The sequence below is a fragment of the Desemzia sp. C1 genome (assembly GCF_020882875.1).
Classification (GTDB): Bacteria; Bacillota; Bacilli; order Lactobacillales; family Carnobacteriaceae; genus Desemzia; species Desemzia incerta.
This window is the reverse complement of sequence record NZ_JAJIZP010000003.1, coordinates 450,857-471,177: the sequence shown is the minus strand read 5'-3', so window position 1 is coordinate 471,177 and position 20,321 is coordinate 450,857. Positions and strand designations below refer to the sequence as shown.

14 protein-coding genes and 1 pseudogene are annotated in these 20,321 nt (G+C 37.8%); 8 read left to right on the top strand and 7 right to left on the bottom strand.

The features are described 5' to 3' along the window. Positions 1–21: 21 nt before the first annotated feature. Positions 22–1,161, top strand: a complete 1,140-nt coding sequence (locus LMF32_RS02620) for a DUF5808 domain-containing protein (RefSeq protein WP_230523764.1) — start codon at positions 22–24, stop codon at positions 1,159–1,161. A gap of 648 nt (positions 1,162–1,809) precedes the next feature. Here LMF32_RS02620 and LMF32_RS02615 read toward each other — a convergent pair. The 3 genes from LMF32_RS02615 to LMF32_RS02605 form a co-directional block, all read right to left on the bottom strand. Continuing rightward, positions 1,810–2,541 carry an amino acid ABC transporter ATP-binding protein gene (locus LMF32_RS02615; protein ID WP_092479214.1) on the bottom strand — a complete coding sequence of 244 codons (732 nt, stop codon included), beginning with the start codon at positions 2,539–2,541 and terminating at the stop codon, positions 1,810–1,812. Beyond that, positions 2,534–3,997 carry an amino acid ABC transporter substrate-binding protein/permease gene (locus LMF32_RS02610; RefSeq protein WP_230523763.1) on the bottom strand — a complete coding sequence of 488 codons (1,464 nt, stop codon included), beginning with the start codon at positions 3,995–3,997 and terminating at the stop codon, positions 2,534–2,536. Before LMF32_RS02610 ends, LMF32_RS02615 begins: the two co-directional genes overlap by 8 nt. A gap of 176 nt (positions 3,998–4,173) precedes the next feature. Beyond that, the gene (locus LMF32_RS02605; RefSeq protein WP_230523762.1) at positions 4,174–4,707 is read right to left on the bottom strand and encodes a 3'-5' exonuclease; all 534 of its coding nucleotides are present in this window, start codon (positions 4,705–4,707) and stop codon (positions 4,174–4,176) included. Between the two features lie 163 nt (positions 4,708–4,870). On the opposite strand from LMF32_RS02605, the gene LMF32_RS02600 reads away from it, so the two are divergent. Then, entirely contained in the window at positions 4,871–6,274 is a 1,404-nt protein-coding gene (locus LMF32_RS02600) for a glycoside hydrolase family 1 protein (protein ID WP_230523761.1), read from the top strand. A gap of 58 nt (positions 6,275–6,332) precedes the next feature. Here LMF32_RS02600 and LMF32_RS02595 read toward each other — a convergent pair whose 3' ends face one another. Further along, on the bottom strand, positions 6,333–7,205 hold the full coding sequence (locus LMF32_RS02595) for a DUF368 domain-containing protein (protein ID WP_230523760.1): 873 nt from the start codon (positions 7,203–7,205) through the stop codon (positions 6,333–6,335). A gap of 317 nt (positions 7,206–7,522) precedes the next feature. Between LMF32_RS02595 and LMF32_RS02590 the strand changes: the two genes are divergently transcribed. Beyond that, positions 7,523–8,815, top strand: coding sequence for a PTS sugar transporter subunit IIC (locus LMF32_RS02590; RefSeq protein WP_230523759.1), 1,293 nt, complete (start codon positions 7,523–7,525; stop codon positions 8,813–8,815). Here LMF32_RS02590 and LMF32_RS02585 read toward each other — a convergent pair. Beyond that, positions 8,743–9,351, bottom strand: coding sequence for an MBL fold metallo-hydrolase (locus LMF32_RS02585; protein ID WP_230523758.1), 609 nt, complete (start codon positions 9,349–9,351; stop codon positions 8,743–8,745). The two genes, LMF32_RS02590 and LMF32_RS02585, sit on opposite strands and share 73 nt — an antisense overlap. Before the next feature lie 208 nt (positions 9,352–9,559). On the opposite strand from LMF32_RS02585, the gene LMF32_RS02580 reads away from it, so the two are divergent. Continuing rightward, positions 9,560–10,990 (top strand): 6-phospho-beta-glucosidase, encoded by a 1,431-nt coding sequence (locus LMF32_RS02580; protein WP_092479228.1) that lies wholly within the window; start codon positions 9,560–9,562, stop codon positions 10,988–10,990. Positions 10,991–11,325: 335 nt separating this feature from the next. On the opposite strand, the gene LMF32_RS02575 is transcribed toward LMF32_RS02580, so the two are convergent. Then, positions 11,326–13,962, bottom strand: coding sequence for a cation-translocating P-type ATPase (locus LMF32_RS02575; RefSeq protein ID WP_230523757.1), 2,637 nt, complete (start codon positions 13,960–13,962; stop codon positions 11,326–11,328). A 616-nt stretch (positions 13,963–14,578) separates the two neighbouring features. Between LMF32_RS02575 and LMF32_RS02570 the strand changes: the two genes are divergently transcribed. The 3 genes and pseudogenes from LMF32_RS02570 (at position 14,579) to LMF32_RS02560 (ending at position 18,391) form a co-directional block, all read left to right on the top strand. Next, positions 14,579–15,973 carry a glycoside hydrolase family 1 protein gene (locus LMF32_RS02570; protein WP_230523756.1) on the top strand — a complete coding sequence of 465 codons (1,395 nt, stop codon included), beginning with the start codon at positions 14,579–14,581 and terminating at the stop codon, positions 15,971–15,973. 244 nt (positions 15,974–16,217) lie between these two features. Beyond that, a pseudogene (gene celB, locus LMF32_RS02565) lies at positions 16,218–17,503 on the top strand (PTS cellobiose transporter subunit IIC). A gap of 177 nt (positions 17,504–17,680) precedes the next feature. Further along, positions 17,681–18,391 carry a GntR family transcriptional regulator gene (locus LMF32_RS02560; RefSeq protein ID WP_188203902.1) on the top strand — a complete coding sequence of 237 codons (711 nt, stop codon included), beginning with the start codon at positions 17,681–17,683 and terminating at the stop codon, positions 18,389–18,391. Positions 18,392–18,463: 72 nt separating this feature from the next. Here the strand turns inward: LMF32_RS02560 and LMF32_RS02555 are convergent, their stop codons facing one another. Further along, the gene (locus LMF32_RS02555; protein ID WP_188203901.1) at positions 18,464–19,219 is read right to left on the bottom strand and encodes an exodeoxyribonuclease III; all 756 of its coding nucleotides are present in this window, start codon (positions 19,217–19,219) and stop codon (positions 18,464–18,466) included. Positions 19,220–19,343: 124 nt separating this feature from the next. On the opposite strand from LMF32_RS02555, the gene LMF32_RS02550 reads away from it, so the two are divergent. Beyond that, entirely contained in the window at positions 19,344–20,246 is a 903-nt protein-coding gene (locus LMF32_RS02550) for a Gfo/Idh/MocA family oxidoreductase (protein WP_230523755.1), read from the top strand. Positions 20,247–20,321 lie beyond the last annotated feature (75 nt).

Below are 20,321 nucleotides of genomic sequence, written 5' to 3'. Positions count from 1 at the left end.
CGCAAGCTCGTGAAACATACGATGTTTCATGCAACACTAGTGATGATAGGTATTTTTCTGATTTTAGGTTTTGTCAACGGATTGACTCCCTACTATAGCAGGAGAGGGACACCCTTTGGGATAACCGTTCCAAGTTCTCACCAACAAGATTCGTTTATTCAAATGCGAAAGAAAAGATTTTTCATCCAAAGTGTTCTGCTGAGCATTCTTTTATCTATACCTATTGTGTTCTTTTCCAATTTTGAAGATCAAACTGCACAAGACATGTGGAGTGGTGTCTATGTAATAGGTGCTATGTTGGTGTTTTTTGTACTAACTTTTGTATTGTATCTGAAAAATAGAAAAGCTATCCAACTGTGGAAAAAAGAAAAGCAGATTATTGTAGAAACTAAAAAAGAACGTATTGTGGTGGATACCAACTATCATAGAGACCTTAACGCCGTTTCTACTCGAACCATAGTCATTGTCCAATTGGTAATCGTCTTGATATCGGTTGCTGTAATAGGATTCTTCTATAATCGGATTCCAAATCAATTCCCAATTCATTGGAATAGTCAAAATATTCCGGATCGGTCAGTAGAAAAGTCGCCATTATCAGTTATGATGATGGCTGCAATGCAATTGTTGATGATACCAGTTTTAGCTTTCAGCCATTATGCTTTTATCAAATCAAAGCAAAAATTACTAACAAATTATCCTCAAATCACGAGCTATCAAAGCAAAAAGTTTCGTCGAGCTTGGTCTATCAATTTTTTAGTAACCTCAATAGCTACCCAATTGTTATTGACATCGACGAATTTCTTTTCTCTGTTTTTCGCGGAAGATATGGCTTTTGGATGGATGGGACTATTGATTGGCCTATTCATCTTCGGTATTGTGGGTTATAGCTCATTCTTAACATGGAAATATGGACAAGGCGGAGAAAAGCTGGTCTTTTCGGAAATAGACGAGCCGGTAGAAGAAGTGACAGAAGTAGATGAAGAAAAGTATTGGAAATTAGGCGTCTTTTATTATAATCCAGATGATCCGTCTATTTTTGTAGAAAAAAGATTCGGTATCGGCAGTACAATCAACTTGGCGAGATGGCAATCTTGGGCTTGTATTACTGGATTAGTACTTTTTTGTATTTTTATTGGAGTTATTCCATTGATTATGGAATAAGATTTACACAGGGTTTTACCTGAGAGTATCCACTGCAATCTTGCAGTGGATGCTTTTTTTGTTGATTTAAACTAAATAGGTTTAGTAAAACTTTACTTTTGAGGAGTCTTGTTTTTTGTATTTAGGAATGATGAATTGTAATATTAAGTGCAACACTTTAGGGTAAATTAAAAGAAACCCATGACGGCCTCGTGTAGAATGAAGTTACCACACTAGATGCTGTGTAAAGGGGTTAAGGGTTCTACTTGATAAGTAGGCTCAAAAAATGAGTCAGGATGATAAGTAGACAGGTTCTACTTGATAAGCAGGCACAAAAAACGAGTCAAGATCTCAAGTAGACGGGTTCTACTTGATAAGTAAGTACAAAAAATGGGTCAGGATGATAAGTAGACAGGTTCTACTTGATAAGTAGGCTTAAAAAACGGATCAGGATCTCAAGTAGACAGGTTCTACTTGATAAGCAGGCACAAAAAACGAGTCAAGATCTCAAGTAGACGGGTTCTACTTGATAAGTCGGCACAAAAAACGGGTCAGGGTGTCAAGTAGACAGGTTTTTACTCGATAATTAACGAAAAAGAACGCTCATTGGATCATTGTCCAATGAGCGTTCTTTATTTATAGAAAAAATTTTCTTTCTTAGAGTAGTAATTAAATCAATACTTTATCTAAAAAGTCTTTTGTACGTTCATGTTGTGGATGGTTGAATAGTTGTTCTGGTGGTCCTTCCTCGACAATGTAACCACCGTCCATAAAGATAACACGATCCGCAACCTCTTTAGCAAATCCCATTTCATGGGTAACGACTAACATCGTCATTCCTTCACGAGCTAATTTTTGCATAACTTCCAGAACGTCCCCAACCATCTCAGGGTCAAGTGCACTGGTTGGCTCATCAAACAACATAATATCAGGCTGCATCGCTAAAGCACGAGCGATAGCCACACGTTGTTTTTGTCCACCAGAAAGAGATTTCGGATAGTCGTCCGCTTTCTCAGCTAACCCAACAGTTTCCAACAAGCTTAAAGCCCGGTTACGAATCTCTTCGTCTGATTCATCTTTTAATTCTTTAGGTGCCAACATGATATTTTCGATAACTGTTAGATGTGGGAACAAGTTAAAGTGTTGGAACACCATTCCGATATTTTCGCGAATCTTATTGATGTTTTGAGATGGATCAGTCAAATCACGATCATCGATAATAACTTTTCCACCTGTGATTTCTTCTAGGTTGTTCAAGCAGCGAAGGAATGTACTTTTACCTGATCCAGAAGGACCGATGATACAAATAACTTCTCCTTCTTGCACTTCCGCGTTTAAATCCTTTAAGACTTCTAAATCGCCAAAACTCTTTTTAAGGTGTTCTACTTTTAATTTAGTCATTTGACAATCTCCTTTCCAATACAGATGAAACCCATGTCAGAAGCGTGATGATCACAATATAGATGATTCCGACAATCAACCACATACTACCTGATGAGTACGTACGAGCAATAATAATTCGTCCTGTTTGTGTTAATTCTACTATACCGATTACCGAAAGAATAGACGTATCTTTCAGAGTAATAACAAATTGGTTGATCAATGATGGAATCATGATCTTAATAGCTTGCGGTAAAATGATTTTTCTCATTGAAATATTGTAAGAAAGCCCCAAACTTCTACCGGCTTCTAATTGTCCTTTGGCTACGGCTAAAATACCTCCACGTACTTGTTCAGAGATATAAGCGGCTGTATTCAGTGTCAATGTTGAAACACCAGCTACAAAGGCCGTCATTTTAATATCAAACAATTGTGGTACTGAGAAGTAAATAAAGAAAGCTAATACGATCAATGGAATACCACGCATGATTGTAATGTAAATAGATGAAATAGCGTTTAATACTTTATTTGGACTAGCATTGAATAAACCAAGGATAGTTCCTAACACTAAAGCAATAGCAAATGAAATCAGTGTTAAGACTAGAGTTTGACCTAAACCACGAGCTAAATCCGACCAGTTGCTTGCGATTAAGCTGAACAAACCAGTTCCAGTTGCTTCTTCAACATCTTCGCTGATGTAAGTATCAATAATTTCGTCGTAGGTTCCGTTTTCTTGGATATTTGCTAAACCTTCATTGAACATTTCCAATAACTCTGGGTTTTGATCTTTGTTTACTGCAAAACCGTAAACATCTCCTGCTTCAGGCTCAAGAGGGAATTTTAATTTCAACCCTTGTTGAACAGCGTATGCCATAACAGGGTAGTCATCAAACACAGCATCTGAGTGACCAGCGATAACATCTTCGTACATTGTAGCTGAATCATCAAATTGATTGACTTCAATGTTGTATTCTTCTTTTAATTTATTCACGAAGTTTGCACCAGTCGTTCCAACTTTTACAGCGACTGTTTTGCCTTCCAGGTCTTCATAAGTAGTGATTTCTTCATTATCTTCAGCAACGGCCATTACGGTTCCGGCTTCAAAATAAGGATCAGAAAAGTCAAATGATTCCTCGCGTTCAGGTGTGATACTCATAGCAGCGATCATACCGTCAACTTGATTAGTCTCCAAGGCTTGTAAGCCGGCACTAAAGTTTAAAGGTCTTAATTCAATTTCAAAACCTTGATCTTCTGCAATAGCTTTTATAATATCAACATCAATTCCGACGTATTCGCCGTCTGCATTTTGAAATTCAAATGGAGTGTAAGTAACATCCGTTGTAATGAGGTATGGATTTTCGGGGGTTCCTTTGTTGCTTTCTGTTTCTGTTGCTTCCGCCTGTAAGGGAATGAAAATGGCAGCCATACTGGCTAAAGCCATAATAAAGGTGAATAATTTCCTTTTATGTTTATGCATGGTTCTCTCCTCCAATTTTTTTATACCCTTAACTGTACTTTAATGTTAGGTTTATTTCAAATATTACGCCTTCAAAAGGACTGGTTTCTATCAGAAAAAGCTTTAAAATAACTATTTTTAAGCAATCAAAAACACCTTATCCGATTCTTTATCAAAGAATCGGATAAGGTGTTTTTTTAAACATATTTAACTAGTTTTTTCAATGGAGCAGTTCCGAAGTGTTCTTCTAAATACAATAAGATATTGGCGCAAGCCACACTATCGGCTAAAGCATTATGGTGATTATCTAACCTGATGTCTAAAGCATCGCAGACAGTATTTAATTTGTGATTTGGCAATTCATACAACAATTTCCGGCTGGACTGAACAGTACACAAGGTTTGGTAACTTGGACGTTCGATTCCGTAATAATCCAAACATCCGTGAAGGACGCCACGATCAAATGGAAGATTGTGAGCCACGATCAACTGGTTTTGAGTGAATAAAGGTTGGATCTCAGGCCATATTTGCGCAAAAGTTGGAGCATCAACGACATCACGTTCATGTATTCCGTGGATTTGAATGTTTTTTTGATTAAAAAAGGTATCTGGTTTCAAGAGTGTATAATAATTGTCGACGATTCTACTGTCGCGAACGATCGTAAGAGCTACAGAGCAGGCACTATGTTTCTGGAAGTTGGCTGTTTCAAAGTCAATAGCTGTAAAATCCATTTCTTTCCTCCGCTTTCTGATACATTAAAGATAAAGATATTGTAGCACAACTTTTTTAAAGAAAAATCATTATTAAAATAAAATGATATTCCTGCTTGAATGTAATCCATTACACAAGATATAGTCTATTTGTGAAAGCGGTATAATTTAAGGAGGCTGAATTATGAAACATCAAACATTGCGCCCATTTCCAAATGACTTTCTTTGGGGAGGCTCGACCAGTGCTTATCAAATAGAAGGGGCATGGAATGAAGGCGGAAAAGGACCTTCAGTTCAAGACACGAAGACCATCCCTAGTGACACATCTGATTTCAAAGTAGCTGCTGACCATTACCATCATTATAAAGAAGATGTAGCGATGTTAGCAGAAATGGGATTCAAAACGTATCGGTTCTCTATAGCTTGGACACGTATTGTTCCAGATGGCGACGGAGAGGTAAACGAAGAAGGAATCCAATTTTACGATAACTTGATTAATGAACTGTTAAAACATCGTATTGAACCTTTAGTAACGGTTTACCACTTTGATCTGCCTGCAGCATTAGAAGAAAAAGGTGGATGGAGCAACAGAGCAACGATTGATGCTTTTGTACGTTACTGCGGGATTTTATTTGACCGCTTCGGGGATCGTGTCAAATTCTGGCAAACGATCAACGAACAAAACATGATGATTTTATCTGCTGGGGCAGTGATTGGCGGCGGAGCAACCACGATGAAAGAAACTTATCAGCAAAACCACCACATGCTGTTGGCTCAAGCTCGCGTGATGAAAGAGTGTCATGACAAATTGCCGGATGCTAAAATCGGACCTGCACCAAATATCTCAACGATTTATCCAAAAACAAATGATCCATTGGACATCCAAGCCGCGCAAACGTTTAATGCGGTACGCAACTGGCTGTATTTGGATATGGCTGTTTATGGAAGATACAATAATGTAGCCTGGGCTTTCTTAGAAGCCAATAATGCCACTCCAGATATGGAACCAGGTGATGAAGAGACGTTGAAATCTGGATTGGCTGATTTCATTGCATTTAATTACTACAGCTCCGGCACCGTAGAATATTACCCGTTGGAAGAAGAAACAGATTCCGTGGAGGCTGATCAGCAAAAAGGTCAAGGAGTACCCGGCTTTTTCCGACAAGTAGAACATGGGGCTCTTGGCAAAACAGAATTTGGGTGGGAAATTGACCCAGAAGGATTGCGGATCACTGCAAATGATATTTACTCGCGCTATGCTTTACCGTTAGTAATCACCGAAAATGGTTTAGGCGGAAGAGACACATTGACAGAAGACGGTAAAATCCATGACACTTATCGAATCAATTACTTGCGCGATCATATCAAGCAAGTTCAATTGGCGATCACAGACGGTGTAGAACTATTTGGTTACTGCCCATGGAGTGCAATTGATTTGATCAGTACTCATGAAGGTTTCCGCAAGCGTTATGGCTTTGTTTACGTAAATCGTTCTGACTTTGATTTGAAAGACCTTGCACGGTTACGAAAAGACAGTTTCTATTGGTACAAAGAAGTTATTGCATCGAATGGCAGTCATTTAGCGTAAACAAAAAAGACGTTCAGAAACTATTCGGTTTCTGAACGTCTTTTAATTAAAGTAGCTTTTATTTAGAATATTTTTGTTCGATTCCGCTGAACCAGTATGAAAAGACTACACCAATAACGAACATGACGATAGAAAATACCAATGTCATTGCAAATGAAAGTCCTGATGAAGCCAAACCTTCCGTTGAAAAAGCAGGGAAGATGACGGTCGGGAAAATAGCCAACGATGAACCGATGACCATACCTAGAATAAAGTGGTACATTTTAGCGTAAAAGCGATCGAATAACCAACTAGCTAATTTGGCTAACAACAGCACACACAATATACCGCCAAGAGCTAAGGGGATAATAACGCTAAAATCAAATGCGCTGATACCAGCAGACATTTTTTCGTATAAACCAAAATAAATCAGGAAGTTGCTGGGGCTCATCCCTGGAACGATCACACCAAGACCAATCAAAGCACCAGAGAACATCCATGTTAAAAATCCAGGAGCTAACTGCGTCAATGATTGTCCACCAATGACCATCAATAAGAACAGCCCAACAGCACTCACGACAAGAATACTCATATCTGCTGCACTGCGACCTTGTTTTCCGGCACTTTTCCATAGAGAAGGGAAGGTTCCTACAACAAAGCCAATAAACAAACAGGTAAACATAGCTTCATATTGCCCAAAAGCTTTCTCCACAAAGGCAGAGAAAATCACTACCCCTATGACTCCACCTATACCGACTGGCAAAAAGTAACGCACATTTCTTGCAAAATTTTTGGTAATATTGGCTAAGAAATCAATAATTTCGTCATACAAACCAAAAATAACGGCTAATACGCCACCTGATAAACCTGGTAAGATTCCGCCGATTCCTACAGCAGCCCCTTTAAGTAATCTAATAAACCAATCTCTCGATGAGTTTTTCTCGTTTATCACTCATTTTCTCTCCTTTAAGAACTACTTTTTTCAATAAGTTTCATTATAAACAGAATTTGTGACGATACACAAGCATTTATACAAAACGTAATAAAACATTAAAAGTATATGGATAGACAAATTATCTTAAAAAAATTCTAGAAAACGCTTGCCTATATCATTTAGTTATATTAAAACTAAGTCATAAATAAGTAAGCGCTTACAAAAAAGGAAGGTGGATAGCATTAAGCGCAAAGAAGTCTCTATTTTTTTGTCACCTTTTTCAATTACTCGTTTATTATATGGCATGATTAATGCATTTATTAGGAGGAAAAAGAATGGATAAGGTTATGAATTTTCTTGAAGAAAAAATGGCGCCAATTGCTTATAAATTAGATTCCAATCTGTATTTAACAGCTATCAAAAGTGGTTTTTTTGCAGCAATGTCTATCTTGATTATTGGTTCGATTTTTTTACTATTAGCTAACTTGCCAATTAACGGATATGCAGATTTTATGGCCAATATTTTTGGCGACAACTGGTCAGAATTCTTTATGGTTCCTTATAACATGACGATGAACATCATGACACCGTTCGTAATTGTAGGGATAGCTAAATCATTGTCAAGCCATTATAAAGTAGATGATGTAGCAGGTATTGTATTATCTTTAGTAGCTTTCCTTATTCTTACACCTAGTTTAGTAACACCTGAAGGCGCAACTGGTATCCCTGCTTCTAACTTAAGTGCCAGCGGTTTATTTGTTGGTATGATCACAGCCATCTTAGCTACTGAAATTATGAGAGCTGTCATACAACGTGGTTGGGTCATCAGAATGCCTGAATCTGTTCCAAGTAACGTAGCACGTTCTTTCTCTTCATTAATTCCTGGACTTTTTGTTATTCTATCTTTTAACATTATCAGAATGTTGTTTACTTTGACTCCATTTGAAACAGCACACAACTTTATTTTTGAAGTGTTGCAAACACCTTTATTAGCTTTAGGCGGATCACTTCCAGCTATGATTATTGTCTTATTATTTGAAGCTATTTTATGGTCTTTTGGTATCCACGGATCTCAAATCGTATCTGGTGTAATGTCACCGATCTGGTTGTCTTTGACTGCTGGAAATGCTGAAGCTTTCGCAGCAGGACAAGCTTTGCCTAACATCATCAACTCTCAATTTTACGACAATTTTATCAAACTTGGAGGAGCAGGAAGTACATTAGGGTTAGCATTATGTGCATTATTTTTTACAAAATCCAAACAATTTAAGACTTTAGGTAAGCTAGCTATCGGACCTGGGCTGTTCAATATTAATGAGCCATTAGTATTTGGTATTCCTATTGTATTGAATCCTATCATGTTGATTCCGTTTATTATAAATCCAATCATTATGGCTATTGTTGCTTATGTAGCGATGTCTACAGGACTGGTTAACGTTGCTAATGGGGTCAATATCCCATGGACAACTCCTCCAATCTTCTCCGGATTCTTGGTCAGTGGTTGGACAGGAGCGCTATTACAAGTCTTCCAAATTGGATTAGGCGGATTAGTATACTATCCATTCTTCAAAACGAAAGCATCTGCTGCTATTAAGAGACGATCTTTTTCTCTAAACAAAGCTACTTGACCTGGAGTATGTCCAGGAACGTGAATCCATTTGAAATCAGGCAGGTGAGGAACTGTTCTGTCAGCCGGTAATGAATGGATGTGTGAGGCTAAATTAATGGGTTCGACAGGGAAAGCTGCTGACATTTTAGCAATTAATCCGCCTTCTACAGTAGAATCCCCAGTAGGATAGCTTTCTTTTCCTGTAAGGTACGGAAGTTCCAATTCATGAGCATATACAGGAACGTCCCAGTGATTTACCAATTCAATAACTGATCCTACATGGTCGAAATGTCCGTGAGTCAAAATAATGGCTTTTGGACGACTGTTTTTTCCAAATCGGTCTTCTACAGCTGCAATAATGTCTTCTGATCGATTAGGTGTACCAGCATCAACGAGTACAAAATCCCCACTCACAATATCTCCGATCATATACAAATTAACAAATTGAACAGTGTACAAATAAACATCAGGTGTTACTTCTCTTCCTTCATTCCGTTTGCGAGAGGTCATAGGAATAGTTTTATAGTCATTTCCATAATACATAGATGAATCCATAATTAGCCTCCTTGTAATAAAGTTTTAGACATCATTATTCTAACAAGTAAATGAAAAAAGTTCAGTTGATACCTCCTGGCTAACGATGATTTTCTTGCCGAATGATTTATTGTTGAAGATTCTTTTGGAATAAAGCTTGACTGTAATGGATTACACAAATTATAGTGAAGACGTAACCAAAAGAAAACGTTTTCCAAGGAGGATAACAATGACTAAAGAAGCTTTGAAAATTGTTACAATTGGTGGAGGTTCAAGTTATACACCTGAATTGATTGAAGGATACATCAAGCGTAAAGATCAATTACCTATCAAAGATATCGTGCTGGTGGATATTGAAGAGGGAAAAGAAAAGTTAGAAATTGTTGGAGAAATGGCAAAACGAATGGTAAAAGCTGCGGGACTAGATTGGAACGTAGAACTGACATTAGACCGCAAAACAGCTTTAAAAGGCGCTGACTTCGTGACCACTCAATTTAGAGTCGGTTTACTGGATGCACGTGTGAAAGATGAACGAATTCCTTTGTCACACGGCGTTTTAGGACAAGAAACAAATGGAGCAGGCGGAATGTTGAAAGCTTTCCGTACGATTCCGGTTATTTTAGATATTATTGAAGATATGAAAGAACAATGTCCAGATGCTTGGTTGGTCAACTTTACAAATCCAGCTGGAATGGTTACTGAAGCAGCAATCAAAGTAGGTGGATGGGAAAGAACAGTTGGTTTATGTAATGTGCCGATCGGTCACTGCTCATCAGCTTCAGAAAAATTAGGAATTCCTGAAAATGAATTGTTCTTTAAATTTGCGGGAATCAATCATTTCCATTGGCATCGTGTATGGGACAAAACAGGAAAAGAAAGAACAGCCGAATTGATCGATATTCTTTACGGACCTGATCAAAATGAAGATAACAATCATTTGAAAAATATCCATAGTGCTTCATTCCACTATGAACAAATCAAAGACTTAGGTATGCTGCCATGCGGATACCATCGTTACTACTATATTGAAGATGAAATGCTGCAACATTCGATTGAAGAGTTCGAAAAAGGGGAAACAAGAGCTCAAGTCGTAAAAGAAACAGAAAGACGCTTATTCGAACTTTACAAAGATCCAGCATTGGATTACAAACCAGAAGAATTATCTCAACGCGGCGGAACACACTATAGTGATGCAGCGTGTGAGATCATCGCTTCTATCCAAAACGACAAACGCACAGAAATGGTCGTGTCGACTCAAAACAACGGCACAATCACTGATTTGCCATACGACAGTATCGTTGAGGTTTCTGGTGTGGTTACGGCTCATGGAGTAGAACCGTATAACTGGGGTGCATTCCCGTCAGGAGCTGCAAGAGGAATCATCCAAAATATGAAAGGGATGGAAGAAACAGTTATTCGTGCAGCAGTAGAAGGGAACTATGGGGCTGCATTACAGGCCTTCACAGTAAATCCTTTAGTGCCAGGCGGAACGATGGCTAAAACGATTTTAGATGAATTACTTTATGCCCACAAAGATCATTTGCCTCAATTCGCTGATAAAATCAAAGAGATAGAAGAAACACAACCTGAAACAGTTGCGTATGTCGATGAATTGATGAAAAGCAATAATCCTGCTTTAGTAGGAAACGTAGAAAACTAATCAAAAAGAGGAACAAGCAGTCAGTGTTAGAAACTTGGCTGCTTGTTTTATTTTGTTAGTGGAAGGAGAGTCTGGATTTAGGTAAAACAGGTGCTGTTTTCGGCCATGGTGATCAAAGATGATGTGCTCATGGCCGATAAAAAATGAGTTTGGGCCATAAGCGCGGTTTTATAGTAGCTGATGGCAGAAATACAGACAATAGTCGGCCATGAGGGTGAACACCCAGCTGCTCATGGCCGGACTCTTGTTAAAAAGAAGCAGCACAAATTTAGGCAAACAAAAAAACCTCCAACAAGAAATTAATTTCTTGTCGGAGGTTTTTCATCATGAATCGATTATTTATCTTTTGGTGGGAAAACGACTTTTCTTAATTCCATAAGGACAACTGCAGCTAAAGCTAAACCAGCAGCAATTCCCCATTGTTCTAGACCGAAGTCAGCAGGAATATCAAAGATTGAACGTACACCAGGCAACATTGTGATACCATATAATGCCATACAGAAGATAAAGGCATAAATAGCATACATGTTAGAGAAGAAACCTGCACCAATAGATGTTTGTGTGTTTGAACGAGCTGGGAAAACTTGCAACGTACGAGACAAGATCAATGTCGTAAATGCCATTGCAACACTCATTTCGTCAGAGTAACCTAAACCAATGTATTGAGAAATGATAACAGCAGTACCAATCAAGACACCACGGAAGACTACTGAAGAGAACGTACCGCCTGCGAAAATACCTTCATTTGGATCACGAGGTTTACGTTGCATTACATTTGGTTCACCAGGCTCCATACCTAAAGAAATAGCTGGGATAGAGTCGTTTACTAAGTTAATGAACAATAATTGTAGAGCAGTGAAAGGGCTGACCCAGTTCATCAATAAAGCAGCAATGATCGCGATGATCGCGCCTAAGTTACCTGAGAATAGGTAAGCAATAGCTTTTTTGATGTTGTCATAAACATTACGTCCAACTTCAACAGCGTTGATGATAGAAACAAAGTTGTCGTCCGTCAATACCATAGCTGCAGAGTCTTTCGCAACGTCAGTACCACTACCCATAGCAACACCAATATCAGCTTGTTTCAAGGCAGGAGCGTCATTAACACCGTCACCCGTCATAGCAGATACTTTATCTTGATCTTGCCATGCACGAACGATACGAATTTTATTTTCTGGAGAAACACGAGCGTATACAGAAATGTGTTCCAATTTGCTGTGTAATTCTTCTTCACTAAGAGCATCTAATTCTTGACCAGTCAAGGCAATATCGCCTTCTTCGAAAATACCGATGTCACGAGCAATAGCACGAGCTGTTGTTTTGTGGTCACCAGTGATCATAACAGTTTTGATTCCAGCACTTTTCGCTTCAGCAACCGCGCCGTATACTGCTTCACGAGGAGGGTCGATCATAGCCATCAAACCAGCTAAAATCAAGTCATTTTCATCATCAAAACTTAATTCGTTACCTTCAGGAAGTGGTTTGTAAGCAAATGCCAACACACGCAACGCACGGTCTGAGAAAGATTCGTTTTGATCTTGTAAAGCTTTTAGGCGTTCTTCAGTCAATTCAACGACTTCGCCATTCAACAACATCTTAGTACTGCGGCCAAATACAACATCTGGACCACTTTTAGTTAATAGAAGGCGTTCGCCATCAATCGTGTGGACTGTTGACATCAGCTTACGATCAGAATCAAATGGCAATTCAGCTTCACGAGGGTAAGCTTTACGCACATTTTCGTATGGTTGGTTCAATTTGTTGCTGAAAGCGATCATGGCAACTTCAGTAGGGTCGCCCAGTTCTTGTCCAGCTTCATTGATGTTAGAGTCGTTAGCTAAAACAGCAATTTCCATCAAACGTTTTTCATCAGCTGACCATGATTCAGGAGAAGCGTTAAACTCACCAGATTGACCGTTTGGTAAGAAGTAATCTACAATTGTCATTTTGTTTTGAGTCAATGTACCCGTTTTATCTGTACAAATGATACTTGTTGATCCTAAAGTTTCTACAGCAGGCAGTTTACGGATGATCGCATGTTTCTTCGCCATCTTGTTTGTACCCACAGATAATTCGATCGTTACGATCGATTGCAAAGCTTCTGGGATAGCAGCAACTGCAACAGCTACAGCAAACATGAATGCGTTCAATAATTCAGTTTGAACATCTGCAACATCACCGAAGAAAATACGAGCAGCTTGGATACCGAAAATCAAGATACTTAATAGCAAGATTCCGACACCCAATTTTTTACTGAATGAATCTAGTTTCCTTTGCAACGGAGTTTGTTTAGTTGAAGCGTCATCGATCAAACTAGCAACTTTACCCATTTCCGTGTTGTTTCCAGTTCCGGTAACAATGAACAAACCACGTCCGTAAGTTGTCAATGTACCGCTAAACACCATATTTGAACGGTCACCTAATGGAACATCTCCGCTCAACTCTTTAGTATCTTTCTCAGAAGCGACAGACTCACCTGTCAACATACCTTCTTCGATTTGCAATGAGCCGGCTTCGATCAAGCGTCCATCTGCGGGAACATAATCTCCAGCGTCTAAACTTACGATATCTCCAACAACCAATTCTTTTGCCGGGATCGTTTCTTTTTTGCCATTACGTTGCACTTTAGCAGAAGGAGCGGACATATTTTTCAAAGCGTCCAATGAACCTTCAGCTTTTCTTGTTTGAACAACACTTAAAATAGAGTTGATCATCAATACAGCAAAAATGATAAGAGATTCTGTTACTTCACCTAGTAATACTTGAATGACGGCGACAATTAAAAGGACGATAACCATTGCATCTTTAAATGTTTCTAAAAACAACTTCAAAACGGAGTCGCGTTTCTTTTGCTTTAACTCATTAAGACCATCACGCTCTTGTCTGCGTTTAACCTCCGCATCTGATAGCCCTTCTCTTGAAGCTTCGAATTCCTGAAAAAGTTCTTCAGTACTTTTTTGATAATTTTCCAAATTTTACACCCTTTCTTAATTTCGTAGCAGTATGTTGATAAGTAGTGTTAAGGAGATCTTTTACTACTATTGAGATAGTTGTATTGTATTTATACATCTAACATACTATTCTAGCTGTTTTTTCACAAGAAACAGAACTTGTAGTTGAACTGTCAAAATGCCTGACTGAACTTATTTTGGCAGCTGATTAGCTGGATTAAAATGTGCTATCTCTTCTATCGACTCCTCCTGAATAAATTTGACAATAAAATCGAAAAAAAAGAGACTTATGCGGAATTGTTTATGGTTCAACAACTGCATAAGTCTCACTATTTAAGACAACACCAGTAGAACGTTACCCCTACTTGCTGGTGATGTTGCCACAGCATCTGCTGCCAGTTACTCCCTTATTGGTTCTTATCGATTTCATCGTTATTTAGTATATCGTATTCTGAAACCTGACGCAACAAAAAAAGACAAACTCATCATGTAAAAATATTTCATAAAAGAAAAGAAAAATGAAAACGATTTAATTTTTTTTGAAATATACGAGACAAATCGAATTTTTTTTGATATGCTTTAAAAGTATAAAGGTTAAAAAATAAAAGTATAGTCATTTAAAAAGGAGCTAATAAACATGCAATATAAATTTCCCGAGAATTTCTGGTGGGGTACAGCAGCAAGCGGCCCACAAACTGAAGGTGTTTTTGAAGGCGATAACAAAGGAGACAGCATCTGGGATTACTGGTATAAAGAAAGCCCAGAATTATTCTTCAATCAAGTAGGACCAGAAAAAACTTCTGTCTTCTATGAAAAATTCCAAGAAGATATTCAATTGATGAAAGAAACAGGTCATACGACATTCCGTACATCAATTCAATGGAGCCGATTGATCCCAAATGGTACAGGAGAAGTAAACCAAAATGCAGTCCGCTTTTATAATGAAGTTATCGACGAATTGATTGCTAATGATATTGAGCCGTTTATTAATCTGTATCATTTCGACATGCCAATGAAAATGCAAGAAAAGGGTGGCTGGGAAAGTCGCGAGACAGTAGAGGCTTATGTTGCTTTTGCTAAAGTATGTTTCGAGTTGTTTGGAGACCGTGTTAAAAAATGGTTTACGCATAATGAACCGATTGTTCCTGTAGAAGGCGGTTACTTATATCAATTCCACTATCCAGCAATCGTAGACATGAAAAAAGCTGTTCAAGTAGCTTTCCATGAAATTTTAGCAAGTGCTAAAGCTATCAACGTTTATCATGAAATGAATTTAGGTGGAGAAATTGGAATCATTTTGAACTTAACTCCAAGCTACCCACGTGATGAAGAGAACCCTGAAGATGTAAAAGCCGCTAAAGCAGCTGATGCATTCTTTAACCGTTCATTCTTAGATACAGCCGTAAAAGGGGAGTTCCCGACTGATTTAGTTGAGATTCTAAGTGAGATCGATGTTTTACCTATTATTGAAGAAGGCGACTTAGAAACAATCAAAGAAAATACCGTTGATTTACTAGGTGTAAACTATTACCAACCGCGTCGAATCAAAGCTAAAGAATCAACAACCAAATTAGCTGAAGGTCCGATGCCGGATGATTTTTTTGACAACTACGAAATGCTAGGACGTAAAATGAACCCTTACCGTGGATGGGAAATCTACGAAAAAGGGGTTTACGATATCTTGAAAAACTTGCGTGAAAATTACGGCAACATCAAATGTTACATTTCAGAAAATGGAATGGGTGTTGAAGGGGAAGAACGTTACGTTAACGATCAAGGAATCATTGAAGACGATTACCGTATTGAATTCGTACAAGATCATTTGAAATATGTGCACCAAGCTATTCAAGAGGGAAGCAACGTACGTGGATACCATATGTGGACATGCATGGACAACTGGTCATGGACAAATGCTTATAAAAACCGTTATGGATTGATTGCAGTAGACTTAGACAATAACCACAAACGTACCATCAAGAAAAGTGGGCGTTGGTTTAATGAATTGGCAAAAAACAATGGTTTTGAAGCCTAATAGATAGTTAGCAATAGGCAAATACGGATGCACTCTGCCATATTGGTATGAGTGCATTTTCGCTTCATTTAAGTAATAAAAAACTTCAGTAATTAATTAAAATGTGAACGATATGTGAAAAATACAAACTTCTTTTATAAAAGACTAGACATTTTATGAATAAGTGTTATACTTTATTTTGTAAACGTTTGCTATAATAATCAAATTATTCAAAAAATCAAAAAAGGAAAAGAGGATTTTACTTATGAATGGCTTTATTGATAAGTTAAGTGAAAAATTGTTACCGATTGCAGGAAAGCTGGGTCAAAACAAATATTTACTAGTATTACGTGACGCTTTTATGTTGGCTTTCCCGATCACGATGTTTGGTTCATTGGTTGTAGTAATTAACAACTTGCCTTTCTTCAGTGATGAAATGAAAGGTACTTTAGGAACATTGTTTGGTAGTGGACAAAACGCTACAATGTCTATTTTGACTATATTTGTTACATTTGGTATTGGTTATTATTTATCTAAAACGCATGATGTGGATCCTGTTTATGGAGGAGCTGTATCTCTTGCTTCATATTTGATCTTAACACCTTTTGTTACAACATTAGAATCTGGTGAAGTAGTATCAGGAGTATTAACACTCGACCGTTTAGGTGCTAAAGGTATGTTCGTTGGTATGATCGCAGCATTCCTTGCTGGCGAAATTTACAGTCGAATCACTAAAAAAGGAATCGTTATCAAAATGCCAGATGGCGTACCGACAGCTGTTTCCAAATCATTCGCAGCTATGATTCCTGCTATTCTTACATTAAGTGTATTTACTATTGTTAACGCTATCGTAACTGGTGCATTTAACACTAACTTGCATGACTTTGTATACAACGTGATCCAACAACCATTAACTGGTTTAGGTAGCGGATTGCCTGCAACGTTGATCGCAGTATTCTTTGTTCATTGCTTTGGTTCTTCGGATTACATGGACAAATTATTGTCAACTCAGTAATGGACCCAATTTGGAACACTTTGATGTTAGACAACTTAGAAGCTTATGAAGCTGGAAAAGAATTGCCGAACATTGTTACTAAATCATTCATGGAAATGTATACTGTTGGTATGGGTGGATCAGGTAGTACATTGATCGTCGTTATCTTGATGGCATTTGTTATGAAGAGTCGTCAAATGAAAGATGTTGGTCGTTTAGCTTTAGCTCCAGGAATCTTCAATGTTAACGAACCGGTAATCTTTGGTATGCCGCTAGTATTGAACGCTTCAATCTTTATTCCTTGGCTTTTAGCTCCATTAGTAACTACTACATTGAACTATATCGTAATGGACTTAGGAATTTTCCCAATTCCGACAGGGGTATCCGTACCATGGACTGTTCCAGTATTCTTTAACGGTATGTTAGCAACTAACTCTGTAATGGGTGGGGTTCTACAATTGATTGACATGGCTATCATTGGCTTAATCTGGTTCCCATTCTTGAAAGTAGTAGACAAAGCAAACCTTCGTTCAGTAGATTTAAGTACGGCAGAATAATCACTCTTTATTAATTGAATAAAAAGCAGTTCTGAAGATTCCATTTAGAACTGCTTTTTTTATACAAAAAAAGTATACACTTTTTTAATATATGATACATTATATGTTCAAAAAAACTAGTCTTTTAACTTTCGTTAGAGTATGCTAGGTATAGAGAATAATTAATGGAGGTAAACGATGATAAAGTACGAAATGATAGCCAATAAAATTAGACAACGTATTCAAGATGGAGTCTACCTAGCAGATTCTCTCATACCTGATCAAGTTTCTTTAGCGAAAGAATTTAAGGTAAGCAGAATGACGGTAAAAAAAGCTATGGATGTTTTAGCATTTGAAGGCCTGATTTTTAGAAAACGCGGATCTGGAACGTATGTAAAAAAAACCGCTCTAAAAAATGGATTAAACGCGAATTTAATGGAGTATGAAGGTCTGACTCAGCAATTATCTGGTCATGAAGTGAAAAGCCAAGTGATTTCTTTTACAGTAGAATTTCCAGATGATTTTATAAAAGAAACATTGATGCTGGATAAACATGATCCGGTTTATAAAATTATCCGTTTGCGTATTGTTGACGGGGATCCGTACATCATTGAACACACCTTTATGAGCGTTAATTGTATACCAGGATTAAGCGAAGAGGCTTTAGATACATCTGTGTACCAATACATTCATAATGAACTAGGATTGCAATTTGGAGGAGCTTACCGCAAGATCCACGCGGCTAAGTCATCTGAATACGATCAAGAATACTTAGGGTGTGCTGTAGATGATCCAGTACTGGAAGTAGAGCAAGTCGTTCATTTAGAGGATGGAACACCATTCGAATATTCCAGAAGCAGAAATCGATACGATAAACGCAGCTACACAGTGGTGGATTTGCAAAAATAAATATCTATTAAAAAGGATTGTTTCATTAAGAAACAATCCTTTTTAAAATCCTGTTAGGTAGGTGCTGTTTAATTAAATATTCAGTGTCAATTCAACTGGACAGTGATCAGAACCCATAACAGCATCATGAATTTTTGCATCTTCCAATTGAGAAGCCAGCCTTTTGGAAACGCAGAAGTAATCAATACGCCATCCAGCGTTGTTTTTACGTGCATTGAAGCGGTAATTCCACCACGTGTAGCTGCCTTCTTTTTCTGGATAGAAGTAGCGATAAGCATCGATGAATCCTGACTCCAGAAGAGTGGTGAATTGTGCTCTTTCTTCATCTGAGAAACCCGCATTGCCTCGATTGCGTTGTGGATTTTTTAAATCTATGTCTTTGTGAGCGACATTCAAGTCTCCACACAAAATAACGGGTTTTTGATTATCTAATTTCTTAAGATAATCGAGAAAATCATGTTCCCAACGCATGCGGTAATCCAATCGTTTTAGTTCAGATTGTGAATTGGGTGTGTAACAGGTCACTACGTAATAGTTATCGTATTCTAAGGTAACGACGCGGCCTTCGGTATCGTGTTCGGGGACTCCGATTCCGTAAGCAGCACTCAGTGGTTCATGCTTAGTGAAAATGGCTGTACCAGAATACCCTTTTTTCTCGGCATAATCCCAAAAAGAATAATAGCCTGGAATATCTAAATCTATTTGACCTTCTTGCAGTTTAGTTTCTTGTAGACAGAAAAAATCTGCATCAAGTTCTGTAAAAATGTCTAAGAAACCTTTTTTAACGATAGCGCGTAATCCGTTTACATTCCATGAGATTAGTTTCATTTTAATAATTTGCTCCTTTAACGTAAAATGGTACTATTATTGTACAGGAAACAAGAATAAACATGAAGCAGCTTAACTTGTAAAAATTTTAGTGAAAATAACAGAAAAAGAAAAGAGGAAGAAAATGAAAATAGGTGTAGTTGGTTTAGGAAGTATTGCTCAAAAAGCTTATTTGCCTGTGATGATGGCAATGAGCGAGGAAGTAGAATGGCATTTTTACACGCGGGACCAAGAAAAATTAGCTAAAATCGGCAAACAATACCGCGTAACAAATCTACACCCAACGGTAGAATCAATGATCGACAGCGGTGTAAAAGGAGTATTTATCCATACTGCTACACATACACACGCTGCTTTGATTCAACAGTTTTTAGAAAATGGGATTCATGTTTATGTAGATAAACCAATTAGTGAAAACTTGGATGAAGTGGAAGCCTTGATGGCATTGGCTGAAGAAAAAGAATTGTTGTTAGTGACTGGATTTAATCGTCGTTTCGCTCCAATGATCCAAGAATTAAAAAAGGTTTCGAACAAAAATATGATTTTCGTACAAAAGAATAAGCCCAACGGATCAGGAACGGTTCAATTTGGAATTTTCGATATGTTCATCCATGTGATCGATACAGCAGTTTACTTATTAGATGAAGAGATTCTAGAAATGTCACATACGGTTACGGAAACGGATGGACAATTAGAAAACTGTGTCGTCCAATTGGAGACTGAAAATACGATTTGTATTGCTTCTATGAACTATAAAGCAGGTGCAAACCTTGAAGTCGCCGAAGTACAGTCGCCTGAAGGGACCTATAAAGTAACGAATTTAACAGATTATGCAAGCGACTCTTATGGAGAACAAGAAACGAGAATATTTGGAGATTGGGAAGGGACTTTAGAAAAAAGAGGTTTTGCCCCTTTGATTCGTGAATACATCGAAGCTGTCAAAACAGGAGGAAAGAACCCTGTTAGTTTAGAATCATCTTTCTTAAGTCACCAAATTTGTGAAGAGATCGTCTCTGAAAACGAATAGGAACGACTAATAAACAAAAAAATAGACAGGATATCTGTCTATTTTTTTGTTTATCTATGTTATCCTACATTTACT

Bases quoted from the DNA above. Each gene is read 5' to 3' on its own strand.
- LMF32_RS02620 (WP_230523764.1), top strand. From the start codon at position 22: ATGTTTCATGCAACACTAGTGATGATAGGTATTTTTCTGATTTTAGGT.
- LMF32_RS02615 (WP_092479214.1), bottom strand. From the start codon at position 2,541: ATGACTAAATTAAAAGTAGAACACCTTAAAAAGAGTTTTGGCGATTTA.
- LMF32_RS02610 (WP_230523763.1), bottom strand. From the start codon at position 3,997: ATGCATAAACATAAAAGGAAATTATTCACCTTTATTATGGCTTTAGCC.
- LMF32_RS02605 (WP_230523762.1), bottom strand. From the start codon at position 4,707: ATGGATTTTACAGCTATTGACTTTGAAACAGCCAACTTCCAGAAACAT.
- LMF32_RS02600 (WP_230523761.1), top strand. From the start codon at position 4,871: ATGAAACATCAAACATTGCGCCCATTTCCAAATGACTTTCTTTGGGGA.
- LMF32_RS02590 (WP_230523759.1), top strand. From the start codon at position 7,523: ATGGATAAGGTTATGAATTTTCTTGAAGAAAAAATGGCGCCAATTGCT.
- LMF32_RS02585 (WP_230523758.1), bottom strand. From the start codon at position 9,351: ATGGATTCATCTATGTATTATGGAAATGACTATAAAACTATTCCTATG.
- LMF32_RS02580 (WP_092479228.1), top strand. From the start codon at position 9,560: ATGACTAAAGAAGCTTTGAAAATTGTTACAATTGGTGGAGGTTCAAGT.
- LMF32_RS02570 (WP_230523756.1), top strand. From the start codon at position 14,579: ATGCAATATAAATTTCCCGAGAATTTCTGGTGGGGTACAGCAGCAAGC.
- LMF32_RS02560 (WP_188203902.1), top strand. From the start codon at position 17,681: ATGATAAAGTACGAAATGATAGCCAATAAAATTAGACAACGTATTCAA.
- LMF32_RS02555 (WP_188203901.1), bottom strand. From the start codon at position 19,219: ATGAAACTAATCTCATGGAATGTAAACGGATTACGCGCTATCGTTAAA.
- LMF32_RS02550 (WP_230523755.1), top strand. From the start codon at position 19,344: ATGAAAATAGGTGTAGTTGGTTTAGGAAGTATTGCTCAAAAAGCTTAT.